The sequence below is a fragment of the Streptomyces sp. SCSIO ZS0520 genome, from assembly GCF_025643355.1.
In the GTDB taxonomy this organism is placed as follows: Bacteria; Actinomycetota; Actinomycetes; order Streptomycetales; family Streptomycetaceae; genus Streptomyces; species Streptomyces physcomitrii.
In genome coordinates this window covers 5,275,240-5,291,625 of sequence record NZ_CP092644.1, presented here as the reverse complement: position 1 = coordinate 5,291,625, position 16,386 = coordinate 5,275,240, and the positions used below count along the sequence as shown (strand labels likewise).

At 72.8% G+C, this 16,386-nt stretch carries 17 protein-coding genes; 10 read left to right on the top strand and 7 right to left on the bottom strand.

What is annotated here, in order from left to right; all coding sequences use genetic code 11:
- Positions 1–332: 332 nt before the first annotated feature.
- The 4 genes from MID12_RS21025 to MID12_RS21010 form a co-directional block, all read right to left on the bottom strand.
- On the bottom strand, positions 333–1,025 hold the full coding sequence (locus tag MID12_RS21025) for a GNAT family N-acetyltransferase (protein ID WP_317633396.1): 693 nt from the start codon (positions 1,023–1,025) through the stop codon (positions 333–335).
- Between the two features lie 22 nt (positions 1,026–1,047).
- Entirely contained in the window at positions 1,048–1,596 is a 549-nt protein-coding gene (locus MID12_RS21020; protein WP_263169854.1) for a hypothetical protein, read from the bottom strand.
- 127 nt (positions 1,597–1,723) lie between these two features.
- Positions 1,724–2,233, bottom strand: a complete 510-nt coding sequence (locus MID12_RS21015) for a hypothetical protein (protein WP_040252964.1) — start codon at positions 2,231–2,233, stop codon at positions 1,724–1,726.
- 121 nt (positions 2,234–2,354) lie between these two features.
- A complete protein-coding gene (locus tag MID12_RS21010; protein ID WP_078845143.1) occupies positions 2,355–3,986 on the bottom strand; it encodes a family 20 glycosylhydrolase in 1,632 nt (543 codons plus the stop codon).
- Positions 3,987–4,249: 263 nt separating this feature from the next.
- On the opposite strand from MID12_RS21010, the gene MID12_RS21005 reads away from it, so the two are divergent.
- The 5 genes from MID12_RS21005 (at position 4,250) to MID12_RS20985 (ending at position 8,533) form a co-directional block, all read left to right on the top strand.
- Complete coding sequence (locus MID12_RS21005) at positions 4,250–4,975, top strand: 2-oxo-4-hydroxy-4-carboxy-5-ureidoimidazoline decarboxylase (RefSeq protein ID WP_317633395.1); 726 nt, start codon at positions 4,250–4,252, stop codon at positions 4,973–4,975.
- A gap of 149 nt (positions 4,976–5,124) precedes the next feature.
- Positions 5,125–5,505, top strand: coding sequence for a succinate dehydrogenase, cytochrome b556 subunit (gene sdhC, locus MID12_RS21000; RefSeq protein WP_078845142.1), 381 nt, complete (start codon positions 5,125–5,127; stop codon positions 5,503–5,505).
- A 5-nt stretch (positions 5,506–5,510) separates the two neighbouring features.
- Positions 5,511–5,996 carry a succinate dehydrogenase hydrophobic membrane anchor subunit gene (locus tag MID12_RS20995; protein WP_040252960.1) on the top strand — a complete coding sequence of 162 codons (486 nt, stop codon included), beginning with the start codon at positions 5,511–5,513 and terminating at the stop codon, positions 5,994–5,996.
- Positions 5,997–6,020: 24 nt separating this feature from the next.
- On the top strand, positions 6,021–7,775 hold the full coding sequence (gene sdhA, locus MID12_RS20990; RefSeq protein ID WP_263169850.1) for a succinate dehydrogenase flavoprotein subunit: 1,755 nt from the start codon (positions 6,021–6,023) through the stop codon (positions 7,773–7,775).
- Complete coding sequence (locus tag MID12_RS20985) at positions 7,775–8,533, top strand: succinate dehydrogenase iron-sulfur subunit (RefSeq protein ID WP_040252955.1); 759 nt, start codon at positions 7,775–7,777, stop codon at positions 8,531–8,533. The genes sdhA and MID12_RS20985 overlap by 1 nt, the downstream gene beginning before the upstream one ends.
- A gap of 69 nt (positions 8,534–8,602) precedes the next feature.
- On the opposite strand, the gene MID12_RS20980 is transcribed toward MID12_RS20985, so the two are convergent.
- Positions 8,603–9,514 (bottom strand): alpha/beta fold hydrolase, encoded by a 912-nt coding sequence (locus MID12_RS20980; protein ID WP_263169846.1) that lies wholly within the window; start codon positions 9,512–9,514, stop codon positions 8,603–8,605.
- Between the two features lie 179 nt (positions 9,515–9,693).
- Here MID12_RS20980 and MID12_RS20975 point away from each other — a divergent pair, with 179 nt between their 5' ends.
- From MID12_RS20975 to MID12_RS20960, 4 genes are all read left to right on the top strand, one after another.
- On the top strand, positions 9,694–10,176 hold the full coding sequence (locus MID12_RS20975) for a MerR family transcriptional regulator (RefSeq protein ID WP_411576987.1): 483 nt from the start codon (positions 9,694–9,696) through the stop codon (positions 10,174–10,176).
- Positions 10,177–10,450: 274 nt separating this feature from the next.
- Positions 10,451–10,858, top strand: coding sequence for a hypothetical protein (locus MID12_RS20970; RefSeq protein WP_263169845.1), 408 nt, complete (start codon positions 10,451–10,453; stop codon positions 10,856–10,858).
- Positions 10,855–11,397: a thiol-disulfide oxidoreductase DCC family protein gene (locus tag MID12_RS20965; RefSeq protein WP_263169842.1), complete on the top strand. Its 543-nt coding sequence runs from the start codon at positions 10,855–10,857 to the stop codon at positions 11,395–11,397. The genes MID12_RS20970 and MID12_RS20965 overlap by 4 nt, the downstream gene beginning before the upstream one ends.
- Before the next feature lie 247 nt (positions 11,398–11,644).
- The gene (locus tag MID12_RS20960; RefSeq protein WP_263173335.1) at positions 11,645–12,391 is read left to right on the top strand and encodes a TetR family transcriptional regulator; all 747 of its coding nucleotides are present in this window, start codon (positions 11,645–11,647) and stop codon (positions 12,389–12,391) included.
- A gap of 90 nt (positions 12,392–12,481) precedes the next feature.
- Here the strand turns inward: MID12_RS20960 and MID12_RS20955 are convergent, their stop codons facing one another.
- Positions 12,482–13,051: a GNAT family N-acetyltransferase gene (locus MID12_RS20955; protein ID WP_040252951.1), complete on the bottom strand. Its 570-nt coding sequence runs from the start codon at positions 13,049–13,051 to the stop codon at positions 12,482–12,484.
- A 221-nt stretch (positions 13,052–13,272) separates the two neighbouring features.
- Here MID12_RS20955 and MID12_RS20950 point away from each other — a divergent pair, with 221 nt between their 5' ends.
- Entirely contained in the window at positions 13,273–13,764 is a 492-nt protein-coding gene (locus MID12_RS20950) for a hypothetical protein (RefSeq protein ID WP_040252950.1), read from the top strand.
- Here the strand turns inward: MID12_RS20950 and MID12_RS20945 are convergent.
- The gene (locus tag MID12_RS20945) at positions 13,740–16,289 is read right to left on the bottom strand and encodes an MMPL family transporter (RefSeq protein ID WP_263169836.1); all 2,550 of its coding nucleotides are present in this window, start codon (positions 16,287–16,289) and stop codon (positions 13,740–13,742) included. The two genes, MID12_RS20950 and MID12_RS20945, sit on opposite strands and share 25 nt — an antisense overlap.
- Between the last annotated feature and the right edge of the window lie 97 nt (positions 16,290–16,386).

Here is a 16,386-nt window from a genome sequence, read left to right as displayed (position 1 = left end):
CGAATCAGCACGCTACGGCGTTGAGCGGCACACGTCCACGCTTGATACAACGCGCAACTAACACGTGACCGAGTGGGGTGTGACAGAAAACGCAGCCCCGGCGCTGAGTGAAGTACGGGCCGCCGCGCGGCCCGTGCCGTGCGGCGGCCGGGGCCTCTCCTGTGGGGGGTGGCGGCCCTGGCCGTCCGCTGGCAGGGGCCCGCGGCGTTTCCCGACCGCCCCGCCCGCCATCCGCACCGGACGTTCACCTCCCGGTCGGCGGGCCAGGGCATCGGCGCTCCCCTTCGCCCACGGGGCGCCACCCGCAGCGACCTCGGCTCCGGCGGCCTGCGCTACCCCCGCCCCCGGAAGTCCACCGCGCAGAAGACCTTGTCCCACCGCTGCTCCCCCACGGCGACGAAGCCGGGCAGGCGGCCGTACTCCCGAAAGCCCAGGGAGGCGTAGAGCGCGAGGGCGCGGTGGTTGTCGCCGCGGGCGTCCAGGGTGAGGACCTCGATCCCGGCGCCTCGCGCGTCCTCGACCAGTGCCGTGGTGAGCAGTCGGCCGAGCCCGCGGCCGTGGGCGGCGGCGGCGACGGCGACCTTCTCCAGGTCGGCGTGCGGACGGTGGGTGGGCCGTGCGTAGCGGCGCCAGTAGCCGAGGCCGAGCAGGGAGCCGTCCGCGTAGACGGCGCGCAGGGCCGCGTCACCGGACCCGGCCGCGGCGCACACTCCGGCCAGCAGTTCCTCCACCTCGTCCGGCGCGGGCGGATCCGGCCAGCCCAGCGGGGCCCCGGCGGCGACCAGTTCCGCGAGCAGCGCGTGGGCGGCGGGGGCGAAGCCCGCCGAACGCGCCGGATCGGCGTGCAACTCCCGTGCGTCGAGCAGCAGTTCAGAGTCCGGGGGCAGCCGGTCCACGCCGGAGGCATCCGGGGGCAGTCGTCCCGTACCGGAGACCTCGGAGGAGAGCCGATCCGCGCCGGAAGCGGTCATGCCCTGCCCCGCGCCGGAACCGGTCCCGCCCTCCCCCGTGCTGGAACCGGTCATGTCCTGCCCGTACCGGAACCGCTCACGTCCTCCCCCGCGCCCGCCGTGAGACCACCGCGCGCAGGACGCGGCGGCCCTCCGCCGAGACGTCGAGGGCCTGCCGCAGGCCGCCGGCGCCGCGGCCGGCGAGGAGTTCCAGGATCGTGGTCTGGCGGCGGAGTTCGGCGGCGACCAGGGGGGACATGTCCTCGGTGCGGCCCTCGCGGCGGGCGGCGACCGTGCGGCCGCCGTCGTCGAGGGCGTCCAGCTCCCGGTGTATCTGGAGCGCGGCGACCGAGCAGGCGTCGGCCCATGCGCGCAGCGGACCGGCCGCCCGGGTCACGGGTACGGCGCCCAGCATGCGGTGGGCGAGGGTGACCGCGCGGTCCTCCTGCGTGGGGGCGGTCTCCAGGGCCTCGCGCGCGCGGGCGAGCGGCGCCTGCCAGTCGGCCTCCTCGGCGAGGCTGGCCCACAGCGGGCGCAGCACCTCGTCGTCGTCACCGAGCAGCGGCACGCAGCGGTCGAGGCAGGCGAGCCCGCTCGCCGCCAGACCGCGGTCGTCCGCCTGGGCGAGGAGCTCCACCAGACTCATTGCGTACGCCTTTCCGTGCGCCGGCATCGACTGGTACTGCGTGCGCGCGCCGCCGAACGTCACTCTTCGGCCATTGTCCGCCCGCCGGGGGACCGCGCCGAGAGGCCCGCCCCGGGCACCCGGGCACTCACCGCTCGACCACGCCGAGCAGGTCGAGGAAGCGGAAGAAGTGGGTCTCCGCGGAGGGCTCGGCGACCGCGGTCAGCGCTTCGAGCAGCGGGGCGGACGGCACCGTGAATCCGGCCTCGGCGGCCCAGGCCACGGCCCGGCGGGCCGCGTCGCCCGGTGGCAGGAAGTAGTCCTCCAGGACCCGGGCGTCCTCGCCGAGGTGGGCGGCCATCGCGGCCGGGGCGAGGCAGGCGGTCCAGGCGCCGCTGCCGGGTGCGGCGGCCTCGACCACCACGCAGTCGCTGTCCAGGACGTAGCCGAACAGGGCGGGGGCGCAGGTCTCCCGGGCGAGCCGGTTCATGCTGCCGATACGGGGCGCCGCCTCACCCGCGGCCGGGCACTCCCAGACCTGCCAGTCGGCGGCGCGGTCCTCGAGCAGGGTGAGTTCGGGGCGTACCGCCTGCAGCGACGCGCAGTCCGCGAGCGGGCGCGGGCTGCGCCCCACCACGTAGTAGCCCCAGTAGCCCACGCCGTCCCCCGGTTCTCGACTGTGCTGGTGAGGGCTGAATACACCACAGACCTACGCGGTCGCGCCAGTGTCCGAAACCCCTCGGTGCGGGCCGGGGTCGCCGCACCGAGGGGTCGGGGCCTCAGTCCGCCTTGGCCGCGAGGGCCTTGAACTCCCCCCAGCTCAGGGGAGGTTCGCCCGCGTCCCACAGCTTCTGGGCGACCGCGGCGAGCGGGAGGCGGATCCCGGCGGCGACCTGGTCCTGGGTCTGCGAGTCGGCCAGATCGCACCAGACCGCGAAGCTGCCGCCGAGGATCTGGGAGTCGTACTTCGCGGGCACCGCGCCGGTGCCGCGGATCACCCGCGGCGTCCACTCCTTGTAGATGCGCTCACCGGTCGGATAGACGAACTGGTTCGGCTGCCCGAGGACGTAGTAGAGGTACTCGTCGTTGTAGTTGAGCACCTTGCGCCCCTCCGCCAGGAACTCGGCGGGCTCGCGCTTCCCGGACTCCTTGCCGGTCCAGTAGGCGACCTGGAGGTCCTTCGCGGGGCGGACCGCGCCGCCGGTGAAGAAGCCGTCGTTCCAGGCCCGCAGCGCCCGGCCGTCGCCGCGGACCGCCTTCGCCCGGTCGTTGAGCCAGCCGGTGGCGAGGTCCTGGATGCGGCCGTTCGCGCCGTACTTCTTGCGGGCCGCGGCGGCGAGGCCGGGGTAGGAGCCCTCCGGGTCGGCGGACATCAGGGCCAGGTACTCGTCGGCGCCGAGGTGCCAGGCGCTGCCCTTGAACAGTCCGGCGTACTCCTTCAGGAGTTCGTCGACGAGCTTGCCCGCGGCCGGGTTCGCGATGTCGACGGTGCCTTGCACCGGGCTGCCCGAGCCGCTCCTGAGCTGGAGCTGCGGGTGCGCCTTGAGCACCGCGCCGAGGTGGCCGGGCGAGTCGATCTCGGGGACGACGGTGATGTGGCGGCTCGCGGCCAGCTTGATGATCCGGCGGACCTGCGCCTTGGTCAGATGCGGCTCGGAGACGACCTCCGGGTGCGAGTCGGAGGCGATCCGGAAGGCCTGGTCGTCGGAGAAGTGCAGGCCGAACTCGTTGAGCTTGAGGTCGCCCATCTCGCGGATCCGCTGCTCGATCCAGTCGGCGGTGAAGTTCTTGCGGGCGATGTCGAGCATGAAGCCGCGCCGCGGCTTGGCGGGGGCGTCGCGCACCTCGCCCTCGGGGACGCCGCCGCCGGTGCGCACCAGTTGCTTGAGGGTGCGGGTGCCGTAGAAGACGCCGGTGTCGCGGCTGCCGGTGATCCGGACCTTTCCGCCCTCGGTCTTCAGGGTGTAGGCCTCGCTGCCGCCCTTGACGCCCTCGTCCAGGGCGAGTTCCACATCGCCCGCCCCGGCCTCGCCGTCCGTGGCGCGGTCGAGCTTCAGTTCGGAGGCGAGCAGGGCGGCCTCGTCGTCCAGGGCGTCGTCCTTCGCCACCACCTTGGCGTCCTTGCCGGGCTTCCAGCCGGGGCCGCGGGCCGCCTCGAAGCCACTGACCGCGGGGATCACCCGGGGCCGCTCGGAGAGGGCGTACGAGCGCTCGGGCGTCGGGGTGCCCGCCGCGGCGGTGTCCGCGCCGGAGGCCTCACCGCCCCCGCGGTCGCCGTCCTCGCCGTCCGGCCACAGGGAGAAGACGAGGGCCACCGCGGTGGCGGCGACCAGGGCGACCAGGATCCAGAGCAGTTTCCTGCGGTCGCCGGGTCCGCGTGGGGAGGACCGGCCGTTCGCGGCATGACTCATGCGGCATCCATCCTGCTGTCGCCTCCGCCCGGCGTGCGGCCCGGTGCGGCCGTACGCGGTTTCCTGATCACTGCTGCGGCACCGGCGCCCGGCTCCCGCCTCACCCGGCACACCGCCTAGCCGAACCTAAGGCCCGTATCTCAGACGCTTGCCGACAACGTCCACCACACGCGCCGAAACTCTCCCTTCCGGGTGAATTTCCTCTCCGTCCCGACCGGTGGCGCGTCCGCCTGACTAGCGTGGGTGCCGTTCCTCGTGTCCCCGTGCGGGTTCCCACGCACCCGTCCGTCCCGTACACCGAAGCGTCCCGTCCTCTCCCCGGCCGCGTCCACCGGCCGGCCCGCGTCTTCTCCTGCCCCTGCCCGTCCCCTGTCCTGGAGCACACGCTGCACACGCCACGACTGCCCCGCGGCCTCGGTCCCCGGGCCATACCCTCCCAAGGGCCGGGCGACCCGTGGCCGCGCGGACTCCAGCGGTTCAACACCACGGCGTCCGAGGCCGCGGAGATCGAGCTGCTCGCCTGCCTGACCGACCTGCGCTGGGCACGGCGGCTCGCCCGGCACCGGCCCTACCCGGACCTGTCCGCGCTGCTCGCCGCCGCGGACGAGGCCACCTACGATCTCACCCCGGCGGACCTCACGGCCGCGCTCGCCAGGGAACCGCGGGCCACCCTCCCGCCCCGCGGCAGCCACTCCGCCGCGCACACCGCGCTGACCGCCGCGCACGCCGCCTACGAACACCGCTTCGGCCATGTGTTCGTGCTCTGCCTCGACGGCTTCCCGCCCGAGGAGGCGCTCGACCAGGTGCTGCACGGCATCCGCTCCCGGCTCGGCAACGACCCGGAGGAGGAGCGGGTGCTCGCCGCCGAGGAGTTGCGCCGCCTCGCGCGTGGCCGGATCACGCGCATGCTGAGCAGGCATCACCGGGCCGGGGAATCGCAAGAATCTACGGATTCCGGGCATTCGGATAGCCCGTACGTGCAAGTTTGACGGCCACTTTCATCAACTGAGCAGGCAAGGCGCCAGGTTTCGGCCAGGGCCTCGCTACGATGACCGGGGCCGGTGGACCGTACCCGGCCGGGCCCGTCCGACCCCCGATGCCGGCGCGGCCCCGATCCCCGCTCCCGGAGGGTTCTTCCGTGCCGGCTGGAACGCTGTACCGCGGCCGGGAAGGAATGTGGTCCTGGGTGGCTCATCGAGTCACCGGCGTCCTCATCTTCTTCTTCCTGTTCGTCCATGTGCTGGACACCGCGCTGGTCCGTGTCTCGCCCGAGGCGTACGACGACGTCGTCGCCACCTACAAGACGCCGGTCGTCGCGCTGCTCGAATACGGCCTCGTCGCCGCGATCCTCTTCCACGCGCTCAACGGCCTGCGCATCATCGCCGTGGACTTCTGGTCCGAGGGCCCGCGCTACCAGAAGCAGATGCTGTGGTCCGCCGTCGGCGTCTGGGTCGTGCTGATGGCCGGGGCGCTGTACCCGGTCCTCGGGCACGCCTTCCGCGAAGTCTTCGGGAGCTGAGGCGGATGTCCGACACCACCCTCGACACGAGCGGCGTCAGCTCCGCGGACGGCGCCTCGCGCTACGACCGGGACCACCCCGCGCCGGTCATCGAGCCCCCGCGCCGGCGCACCGCGAAGAGCCCCGGCTCCCGGGCGCGCAGCAACTTCGAGATGTACGGCTGGCTGTTCATGCGCCTGTCCGGCATCGTCCTGGTCGTCCTGGTCATCGGCCATCTGCTGATCCAGCTGGTGCTCGACGGCGGCGTCTCCAAGATCGGCTTCGCCTTCGTGGCGGGCCGCTGGGCCTCCCCGTGGTGGCAGGCCTGGGACCTCGGAATGCTCTGGCTCGCGATGCTGCACGGCACCAACGGGCTGCGCACCATCGTCAACGACTACGCGGAGCGCCCCGGTACCCGCCTGTGGCTCAAGGGCCTGCTCTACACCGCCACGGTGTTCACCATCCTGCTGGGCACGCTGGTGATCTTCACCTTCGACCCGAACATCCGCTAGGCGCCGGGGAAGAGGCAGCCAGACATGAAGATGCACACGTACGACACCGTGATCGTCGGCGCCGGTGGTGCGGGCATGCGCGCGGCCATCGAGTCGACCGGGCGCAGCCGGACCGCGGTGCTGACCAAGCTGTACCCGACCCGCTCCCACACGGGTGCCGCGCAGGGCGGCATGGCCGCCGCGCTGGCCAATGTGGAGGAGGACAACTGGGAGTGGCACACCTTCGACACCGTCAAGGGCGGTGACTACCTGGTCGACCAGGACGCCGCCGAGATCCTGGCGAAGGAGGCCATCGACGCCGTCCTCGACCTGGAGAAGATGGGCCTGCCCTTCAACCGGACCCCCGAGGGCACCATCGACCAGCGCCGCTTCGGCGGCCACTCGCGCAACCACGGCGAGGCCCCGGTCCGCCGGTCCTGCTACGCCGCGGACCGCACCGGGCACATGATCCTCCAGACGCTCTATCAGAACTGTGTGAAGCTGGGCGTGGAGTTCTTCAACGAGTTCTACGTACTGGACCAGTTGCTCACCGAGGTGGACGGCGTCCGCACCTCGGCGGGCGTGGTCGCCTACGAGCTGGCGACCGGCGAGATCCATGTCTTCCGGGCGAAGTCCGTCGTCTACGCCTCCGGCGGCACCGGCAAGTTCTTCAAGGTGACCTCCAACGCGCACACCCTCACCGGCGACGGCCAGGCGGCCTGCTACCGGCGCGGACTGCCGCTTGAGGACATGGAGTTCTTCCAGTTCCACCCGACCGGCATCTGGCGGATGGGCATCCTGCTCACCGAGGGTGCCCGCGGCGAGGGCGGCATCCTGCGCAACAAGGACGGCGAGCGCTTCATGGAGAAGTACGCCCCCGTCATGAAGGACCTCGCCTCCCGCGATGTCGTCTCGCGCTCCATCTACACGGAGATCCGCGAGGGCCGGGGCTGCGGACCCGAGGGCGACCACGTCTACCTCGACCTCACGCACCTGCCGCCGGAGCAACTGGACGCCAAGCTCCCGGACATCACCGAGTTCGCGCGCACCTACCTGGGCATCGAGCCGTACACCGACCCGATCCCGATCCAGCCGACCGCGCACTACGCGATGGGCGGCATCCCGACCAATGTCGAGGGCGAGGTGCTGGCGGACAATCTGACCGTCGTCCCCGGCCTGTACGCGGCCGGGGAGGTCGCCTGCGTCTCGGTGCACGGCGCCAACCGGCTCGGCACCAACTCGCTGCTCGACATCAATGTCTTCGGGCGCCGCGCGGGCATCGCCGCCGCGGAGTACGCCTCCCGGCACCAGCTCGTCGAACTCCCGGAGAACCCTGGGGAGTTGGTCGCCGCGCAGGTGGAGCGGCTGCTCTCGGCCACCGGCAGCGAGCGGGTCTCGGAGATCCGCAGGGAGTTGCAGGAGACCATGGACGCCAACGTCATGGTGTTCCGCACCGAGCAGACCATCAAGACGGCCGTCGCGAAGATCGCCGAGCTGCGCGAGCGCTATCTGCACGTCTCCGTGCAGGACAAGGGCAAGCGGTTCAACACCGACCTCCTGGAGGCGATCGAGCTGGGCAATCTGCTCGACCTCGCCGAGGTGATGGCGGTCTCGGCCCTGGCCCGCAAGGAGTCCCGCGGCGGCCACTACCGCGAGGACTTCCCGAACCGCGACGACGTCAACTTCATGCGCCACACCATGGCGTACCGCGAGGTCGGCGACGACGGCTCGGAGACCGTCCGTCTCGACTACAAGCCGGTCGTCCAGACCCGCTACCAGCCGATGGAGCGTACGTACTGATGGCTACCCCGACCATGGACAGGGTGGAGGCCGAGGCGTCGGCCTCCCCGTACATCACGGTCACCTTCCGGATCCGGCGCTTCAACCCGGAGGTCTCGGCGGAGGCGAGCTGGGAGGACTTCCGCCTGGAGATCGATCCCAAGGAGCGGGTGCTCGACGGCCTGCACAAGATCAAGTGGGACCTGGACGGCACCCTGACCTTCCGCCGCTCCTGCGCGCACGGCATCTGCGGCAGCGACGCCATGCGCATCAACGGCAAGAACCGGCTGGCCTGCAAGACCCTGATCAAGGACATCGGCCCGGAGAAGCCGATCACCATCGAGCCCATCAAGGGGCTCGCGGTCCACAAGGACCTCGTCGTGGACATGGAGCCCTTCTTCCAGTCCTACCGCGAGGTGATGCCCTTCCTGGTCACCAGCGGGAACGAGCCCACCCGCGAGCGCCTGCAGTCCGCGAAGGACCGGGAGCGCTTCGACGACACCACCAAGTGCATCCTGTGCGCCGCCTGCACCTCCTCCTGCCCGGTGTTCTGGAACGACGGGCAGTACTTCGGCCCGGCGGCGATCGTCAACGCGCACCGCTTCATCTTCGACTCGCGTGACGAGGCGGGCGATCAGCGCCTGGAGATCCTCAACGACCAGGACGGGGTGTGGCGTTGCCGCACCACCTTCAACTGCACGGACGCCTGCCCGCGCGGCATCGAGGTCACCAAGGCCATCCAGGAGGTCAAACGCGCGCTGATCACCCGGCGCTTCTGACCCGCCCGCGGCCTCCCGGTCTCCGCAACTCCGGTACGCCCCGCCGCCCTTCCGGGTGGCGGGGCGCCCTCATGAGAGCTGCCCGCCGTCCGCCCCACCCGCGCCGTGCAGCACCCTGTCAAGGAACTCCCTCTGCAAGTGCAGCCATTGGGCCGGGCGCTCGGCGAACGGCAGATGCCCGGTGGGCAGTTCGGCGGTCACGGCGCCGGGGATCCCCTCGGACAACTGCCGCTGGTGGAAGGGGCTCACCAGGGCGTCCTCGGTGGTGGAGACGGAGAGCACCGGGACCCGCAGCCGCCCCAAGTCCTCGCGTACGTCGAGGGTGTCGAGGAGGGCGACCTGCTCGTCGGTGCCGGGCGGGACGGTGCGCGCGGCCTCTTCGAGGGCGGCTTCCACCGCCGCGCGGTCCATGCCGTCGGCGGCGGTGGAGCCGAGGCCGAACAGGAAGAGGTAGGCGGCGAGCCGGTCCCGCTCGGGCTCGGCGAGCAGCCGGCGCCAGAGCCGCGCGGCGAGCAGGAAGCGCGGGCTCGGATAGGCGAACCCGGCGGTCAGCACCAGCGCCCTCACCCGCCGCGGATGCCGGGCCGCGGCCCGGACGGCGAGCGCGGTGCCGAGCGAGTACCCGGAGACGGCGAAGCTCTCCAGTCCCTCTTCGACCGCGGTGGCCACCAAGTCGTCGGCCAGGGCGTCGAGTTCGAGGGGCCGCTCGGCGCGCGGGGTGCCGCCGGAGCCGGGCAGATCGGGCCCGACCACCCGGTACCGCTCGGCGAGCCCCTGGACCACCGGACCGAAGTTGGCCGCGAAACCACCGCCCGCCCCGTGCGCGAGCAGCAGCCCCGGCCCGCTGCCGAGCACGGTCCGGCTCAGCCCGGAGGGTCCGGGGCGCGCGGCGGGTACGGGAACGGGGGTCGGCGCGGCGGCCGGGGAGGACGGGGTCGTGCGGGGCGAGGCTGCCGAGGAGTGCGGCGGGTTCGTCGTCATGTCCGGACGCTAAGGTCTGACATCGGTGTGAGGGTCAAGCCCGGTCCCGACCCCGGTCCCGGCCGCGGGCGGCGCCGTACGGGAGACGTACGGAAGACGCACGGGAACGCGCACGGGAGACGGGACCGGGAGACAGGACCGGGAGACGGGACCGGACCCGCGGAGCGAGAGGAGAAGCCATGCGCATCGGAGACATGGTCCGGCGGACCGGAGTCAGCGAGCGGCTGCTGCGCTACTACGAGGATCAAGGCCTCCTCTCCCCCGCCCGGCGGGCCAGCGGCTACCGCGCGTACACGGAGGCCGATGTCGCGACAGTCGCCCGGATCCGGGGCCTGCTCGCGGCGGGCCTCGGCACGGCCACCATCGCCCGGGTACTGCCCTGTGTCCGCGAGGAGGCCGAGGTCCTCGCCCCGACCTGCCCGGACCTGGTGGCCGAACTCCGGGTGGAGCGGGACCGTATCGACCTGGCGATCGGCCAACTGCTCACCTCCCGCGGGCTGCTCGACCAGGTGATCGCGGCCGGACCGGCGACACCCTCCACCGAGGAGCCCGAGACACCGCGCACGGCACAGACGACACAGACCGCACAGACCGCGCAGACGGCGCAGACGGCGCAGACGACACAGACGGCGCAGACGGCGCAGACGGCAGAGGCGATCTAGACGACAGGCGGCAGACGGTAGACGGCGGGTACGACCCCAGCCCGCCCCCCTGCCCGCAGACACCCACGGACCCGGTGTGCGCCCGCCGCACACCGGGTCCACTCATGCCCCGCGCCGGAATCCCACTGGCCCCAACTCCCGTGCTCCGAACGGCAGGTGACGTGGCACCGGTCACATCACCTCACCGGGACCCCCTTCCACTTGAACGCGTTCAAAAACCGTCCTACAGTCCTGGCATACAGCTTTTTGAACACGTTCAAGAAGGGGTGGGGACATGGATCTCACAGTGGTCGCCTACATCGTCTACCTGCTGGTCAGCATCGGTCTGACCGTCTGGGTGGCGCGCACGCTCAGCCGGAACGGGCGGATCTTCCTCTCGGATGTCCTCAAGGGCAACGAGAAGCTCGCGGACGCGGTCAACCACCTGCTCGTGGTCGGCTTCTACCTGGTCAACCTCGGCTTCGTGGCGCTCTATCTGAACGCCGACGAGGAGATCACCAGCACCCGGGAGATCTTCGAGACGCTCTCGACCAAGCTCGGCGTCGTCCTGCTCGTCCTCGGTGTCCTGCACCTGGGCAATGTGTGGGTGCTCAACAAGATCCGCCGCCGGGGCGTCCTGGAGCGCGAGCAGCTGCCGCCCGTTCCGCCGCAGGGCTGGGTGGCGCCGGGGGCCCGGGCATGACCGCCCAGCCGTCCGGTGCGGACCGGGGCGCCGCGCGCGTCCCGGTCCGCGGGCTCACGGTCCTGTCCGACCCGGACTGCTCGCTCTGCGCACATCTGAGCCGCTGGCTGCGGCGGCAGCGACAGCTCGTCCCGCTCGAACTGCTCCCGGCCGCCTCGCCGGAGGCCCAGCGCCGCTACTCGGGGCTCGACCACCGGGCGACCCTGGACGAGATCACCGTGGTCGGCGACAGCGGTCAGGTCTACACGGGGACCGCGGCCTGGGTGGTCGTCCTGTGGGCGCTGTCCGAGTACCGCGAGCTGGCCCACCGGATGAGCAGCCCCACCGGCGCCCGGTTCGCCCGCGGCGCCGTCCTCGCCGCGGCCAAGTGGCGCGCCGCGCAGCTCCCGGCCAAGGCCCCGGTACGCGGCGGCCACCCCGGCAGCGGCTGGGGCGGCGGCGCCTACCGGCAGCAGGACGGCTGGACCTACCGGCCCGCCTCCGGCTGGACCATGGAGCCGCCCGGCGCCTGCGCCGGGGGCGAGTGCGGAACTCGTTAGGCTCGCTGCCGTGTCAGCTGCGAACGAGTCACCGACGCCGGGCCCCGGCCGCGGCCCGTCCGGAACACCGGAAGGGCAGGCCGAGGCGGAGAAGCAGGCCGCCCCGGCCGAGCCCGTCAGGAACCAGAAGCCGGGGAGGCCGGAGAGCCCGGAGAAACCGAGGCCCGGGAAGGCCGAGAGGACCGAGAAAGCTGAGAAGGCCGAGAAGCCGGAGAAGACGGAGAAGAGCGAGCAGACCCGGGCGCTCATCCTCCAGACGGCGATGGACCTCTTCCAGGAGCGCGGCTACGACAAGACCACCATGCGGGCCATCGCCCAGGAGGCCGGGGTCTCGGTCGGCAACGCGTACTACTACTTCGCGGGCAAGGAGCACCTGATCCAGGGCTTCTACGACCGGATCGCCGCCGAACACCAGGAGCGGGTACGGCCGATCCTGGCCCGGGAGACCGATCTGGAGGCGCGTCTTTCGGGGGTGCTCCAGGCCTGGCTGGACATCGCCGAGCCGTACCACGAGTTCGCGGCGCAGTTCTTCAAGAACGCCGCCGACCCGGACAGTCCGCTCAGCCCCTTCTCCGCCGAGTCGGAGCACGCGCGGGAGGCCGCGATCGATGTGCACCGCGAGACGCTGGCCGGGGCCAGCGCCAAGGTTCCCGCCGAACTGGCCGTGATCCTGCCGGAGTTGATGTGGCTCTCGCAGATGGGCCTGGTGCTCTACTGGGTCTTCGACCGCTCCGAGGGCCACCGCCGCAGCCGCCGTCTCGCGGACCGCGGGGCCCGGCTGACCAGCCGGGGCGTGGCACTGGCCCGCTTCCGGGTGCTGCGCCCGCTCGTACGCGAAGTGCACGAGCTCTTCACGGACTTCCTGCCGGGGATGACCCAGGCGGCACCGGCGGCGGAGAACTCCCCCACAGCGGACGGGACTTCACCGCCGGACGCCGCGGCGAAGACGGAACGCGCGGCGAAGGCGAAGGGGTCGCGGCGCGGGAAGCGCTAGAGGTGCCGTAGGACAGGCAGCGGGGGTGCGGGTGGTCGAGTGGTGGCGCCCGTACCAAGTGGTGGTGCTCGTGCGGTGGTTGAGGACGGGTCAGTCCAACTCCCGGCGCAGTACGGGCCGTTTGGGTGTCCGGCGGGCGACCTCCTCGAAGCCCTCCTGCGTCAGCAGGGACACCAGGCCGTGGTAGGCGTCGTCCGCGCCGACCGGGCCGAGGGTGTCGTCCACCGGGTAGGCCTCGACCGTACGGGCGCCGCGTTCCCGGGCGAACTCGACGGCGGCGCGCACCAGTTCGCGGGCGACCCCGTGGCCGCGGTGCTCCCGGGCGACGTAGAGGCAGACCAGCGACCAGACGGGGCGATCGTCCACCGGCTTGCTCACCGGGGAGCGGTCCAGGCGGCCGAACTGCTCGCGCGGGGCGAGGGAGACCCAGCCGGCCGGAAGGCCCTCGCGGTAGACGAGGAGGCCTGGTTCGCGGCCCTCGTCGACCAGGGCGCGCAGCGCGAGGCGGTTGCCCTCGCCCCACTGGGTCCGGCGTTCCTGCGGGGTGAGCCGGAAGAACATGCACCAGCAGCCCTTCACGGCGCCGCGCCTGCCGAGGAGTTCCTCGACATCCGGCCAGCATGCGGGGGTGGCGGGTACCGCGGCGGGGGTCTCGGTCATGCGGGCGATCCTGCCGGAACCGGGGGCCGCTCGGGCCGAGGCGTGCCGGAGCCGGAACCAGGCGCCCCCGGCGGGAACCCGGGTGGGGGCACGGGGCGTCCTGGTCTGCGTAACGGACCTGCCGAGCGCCGCGGCCCGGTGTCGGTGTTCTTCGATACCCTCGACCCACAGCCGCCGACGCCCGCGGGAGGCGACCGGCTGTTCGCAGAGAGCGGGGAACGATGAGCCAGCCCAACCCGTACCAGGACGGGAACTACCAGTGGGGACCCGCGCAGGGCCAAGGCGCCCCGGGCTACGGATATCCGGGCGGCGCCCCGGGCTACGGCTACCCGCAGGGCGGCGCCCTGGTGCCCGGGCAGGGCGGCGGCGCGGTACCGCTGCTGTCGCTGGGGGACATCACGGTGCTGCAGGACCGCATCGTCACCCCCGCGGGTGAACTCCCGCTCAAGGGCGCGGTGTGGAACGCCACCGACATGTCCCGCACCGAGGAGAAGATCCCGACCCATGCCGTGGTGCTCGCGATCATCTTCTTCATCTTCTGCCTGCTCGGCCTGCTGTTCCTCCTGATGAAGGAGAAGAAGACCACCGGCTTCATCCAGGTCTCGGTCACCAGCGGCGGCCGCCACCACACCACGATGATCCCGGCCCAGGGCCCGCAGACCATGGCCCAGGTGATGGCCCAGCTCAACTACGCCCGCTCGCTGAGCTCCTGAGCCCCGGCGCCCTCGGGTGCCGCCCGCGCCAGCACTACGTCATGGGCGAGCGCGGCGGCGGACACCGTGATGTGCCGGGCCCGGGAGCCGTGGCCGTGTGAGGTCGCGGCGAGCAGATAGGTGCCGGGCGCGGGCGCGGTCAGCCGGTACGAACCGTCCGAGCGGACCGCGCAACGGTCCAGCTGGGCACCGCTGTTGGCCAGCAGGGTGAGCACCGCGTCGGTGGCGGGCGCACCGCCAGAGGCCCGGACATAGCCGTGCACGGCGGGCGGCTCCGGGTCGGTGGCGGGCTCCGGCCCGGTGACGTGCTCCGGCTGCGCGGGTACGGGGACGGGTACGCGTTCCGGCAGCGCAGGCGCGTACCGCGGCTCGCGCGTGGGCGGGCACGCGGGCGCGTCGCCGCCCTCGACCGCGAGCCCCGGCAGCCGGGTGCCGAGCCGTCCCGGCAGCCACCAGTTGGACCGGCCGAGCAGGTGCATCGCGGCCGGGACCAGTGCCATCCGCAGCAGGAAGGCGTCCAGGGCGACGGCGGCGGCGAGGCCGATGCCCGCCATCGCGCCCTCCGTGTCGCCGCTGAGGACGAAGGCGGCGAACACGCAGATCATGATCAGCGCGGCGCAGCCGATGACCCGGCCGGTCTCGGCGAGGCCGACGCGTACCGCGCGGGCGTTGTCGCCGGTGCGCAGCCACTCCTCGTGCATCCGGCTCACCAGGAAGACCTGGTAGTCCATCGACAGGCCGAAGAGCAGCGAGAGCATGATCACCGGCAGGAAGGAGGTGATCGGGCCCTCCTTGCCGAGGCCGAGCGGTTCGGCGCCCCAGCCCCACTGGAAGACCGCCACCAGGACACCGAAGGAGGCGGCGGCCGCGAGCAGGTTCATCAGGGCGGCGGTCAGCGGGACGGGCAGGGAGCGGAAGGCGAGGAGCAGCAGGACGAAGCCGAGGCCGGTGATCGCGGCGACGAAGGCGGGCAGCCGCTCCCGGGTGACCGCCGAGAAGTCTTTGAACACCGCGGTCACGCCGCCGACATGGGCCCGGACGCCGGAGCCCGGGACGACCTCCTCACGCAGGGTGTCGATGAGGCGGTCGGTCTCCGCGTCCTGCGGCGAGGTCCTGGGCACCACCTCGATGACGGTGACCCCGCGGGCGGGCGGCCCCGCGGCGGCGCGGGCGACGCCCTCGGTGTCCCGGATCCGGTCGAGCAGCCGCTCCGCGGGGGCCGCCGCGCCGCCCTTGTCCCCCTCCACCACGACCTGGAGCGGCCCGTTGAAGCCGGGGCCGAAGCCCTCGGCGAGGAGGTCGTAGGCCCGCCGGGTGGTGGTGTCCTCCCGGTGGTTGCCCTGGTCGCTCGCGCCGAGCCGCAGCGAGAGCACCGGCAGCGCGAGCGCCGCCATGACGAGCAGGGCGGCCAGGGCCACCGCCCGCGGGCGGCGCTGGACGGCGGCCGACCAGCGCGCCGCGAGTCCGCTCGCCTCGGCGGCTTCCGGGCCGTGCGCGGCGAGGCGGCGGCGACGGCGCCCGCTCAGCACCCGCGGGCCGAGCACCCCGAGCAGCGCGGGCAGCAGGGTGAGCGCGGCGAGGACGCTGAGCACCACGGTCAGCGAGGTGGCGAGCACCACGCCGTCCAGGAAGCGCATGTCCATCACCAGCATGCCCGCGAGGGCGACGCACACGGTGCCGCCCGCGAAGAGCACCGCGCGGCCCGAGGTGGCGAGCGCCCGTACCGCCGCCTCCTCCGGGTCGGCGCCGCGCAGCAGGCCGCGGCGGTGCCGGACCACGATGAACAGGGCGTAGTCGATGCCGACGCCGAGACCGATCAACGAGCCGAGCAGCGGCCCGACTTCGGGCACGTCCGTGACATGGCTGAGCAGGGTCGCCGCGCAGAGTCCGGTGCCGACGCCGAAGACCGCGACCACGATCGGCAGCGACATCGCGAGCAGCGAGCCGAAGGCGAGGAAGAGCACGAGGGCCGCGGCGACGAGTCCCACCGCCTCGGAGAGCCCGGCCGGGGGCTCCTGGATCCGGGTGATCGCCTGCCCGCCCAGCTCCACCCGCAGCCCCTCGCCACGGGCGCCCCGCGCGGTGTCGACGACCTCCTCGACCAGCTCCTTCGGCACGGCGTTCGCCTGCTCGGTGAAGGTGATCCGCGCATAGGCGGTGCGGCCGTCCCCGCTGATCCGGTCGGCCGCCGCGGGCCCCGGCTCGTAGGGGCCGCTCACCGAGCCGACGCCCGGCATCCGCGCGATCTCGGTCAGCGCGGGCTCGATCCGCTGCCGCACCCGCGGCTCGCGGACCGCACCGCGCGCGGTCCGCCAGACCACCGTGCCGGTGTCGCCGGAGCGCTGCGGGAAGGCCTCGGCGAGCAGGGCGTTCGCCCGGGCGGAGTCCGTGCCGGGCAGCACGAAGACGTCCGTGTACGCGGCCCCGGCCGCCCCGCTCCCGGCCCCGAGCCCGCCGAGCGCCGCCAGCCACAGCAGGACCACCACCAGACGGTGCCTGAAGCACCACCGTGCCCACCCGGTCACGTGCGTCTCCTTCGCCGGTACGCGGCAACCGCCCGCCCGCCGGCGGACCTCACCGGGCCGTACAACGAGCGAGCGGGGCGCGGGTGTTGACGCCCGG

Excerpts from the sequence above, each read along its gene's own strand:
- MID12_RS20965 (WP_263169842.1), top strand. The coding sequence starts at position 10,855 with ATGACCGCCCAGCCGTCCGGTGCGGACCGGGGCGCCGCGCGCGTCCCG.
- MID12_RS20955 (WP_040252951.1), bottom strand. The coding sequence starts at position 13,051 with ATGACCGAGACCCCCGCCGCGGTACCCGCCACCCCCGCATGCTGGCCG.
- MID12_RS20980 (WP_263169846.1), bottom strand. The coding sequence starts at position 9,514 with ATGACGACGAACCCGCCGCACTCCTCGGCAGCCTCGCCCCGCACGACC.
- sdhA (WP_263169850.1), top strand. The coding sequence starts at position 6,021 with ATGAAGATGCACACGTACGACACCGTGATCGTCGGCGCCGGTGGTGCG.
- MID12_RS20950 (WP_040252950.1), top strand. The coding sequence starts at position 13,273 with ATGAGCCAGCCCAACCCGTACCAGGACGGGAACTACCAGTGGGGACCC.
- MID12_RS20995 (WP_040252960.1), top strand. The coding sequence starts at position 5,511 with ATGTCCGACACCACCCTCGACACGAGCGGCGTCAGCTCCGCGGACGGC.
- MID12_RS20975 (WP_411576987.1), top strand. The coding sequence starts at position 9,694 with ATGCGCATCGGAGACATGGTCCGGCGGACCGGAGTCAGCGAGCGGCTG.
- MID12_RS20985 (WP_040252955.1), top strand. The coding sequence starts at position 7,775 with ATGGCTACCCCGACCATGGACAGGGTGGAGGCCGAGGCGTCGGCCTCC.
- MID12_RS21020 (WP_263169854.1), bottom strand. The coding sequence starts at position 1,596 with ATGAGTCTGGTGGAGCTCCTCGCCCAGGCGGACGACCGCGGTCTGGCG.
- MID12_RS21010 (WP_078845143.1), bottom strand. The coding sequence starts at position 3,986 with ATGAGTCATGCCGCGAACGGCCGGTCCTCCCCACGCGGACCCGGCGAC.
- MID12_RS20970 (WP_263169845.1), top strand. The coding sequence starts at position 10,451 with ATGGATCTCACAGTGGTCGCCTACATCGTCTACCTGCTGGTCAGCATC.
- MID12_RS21025 (WP_317633396.1), bottom strand. The coding sequence starts at position 1,025 with ATGACCGGTTCCAGCACGGGGGAGGGCGGGACCGGTTCCGGCGCGGGG.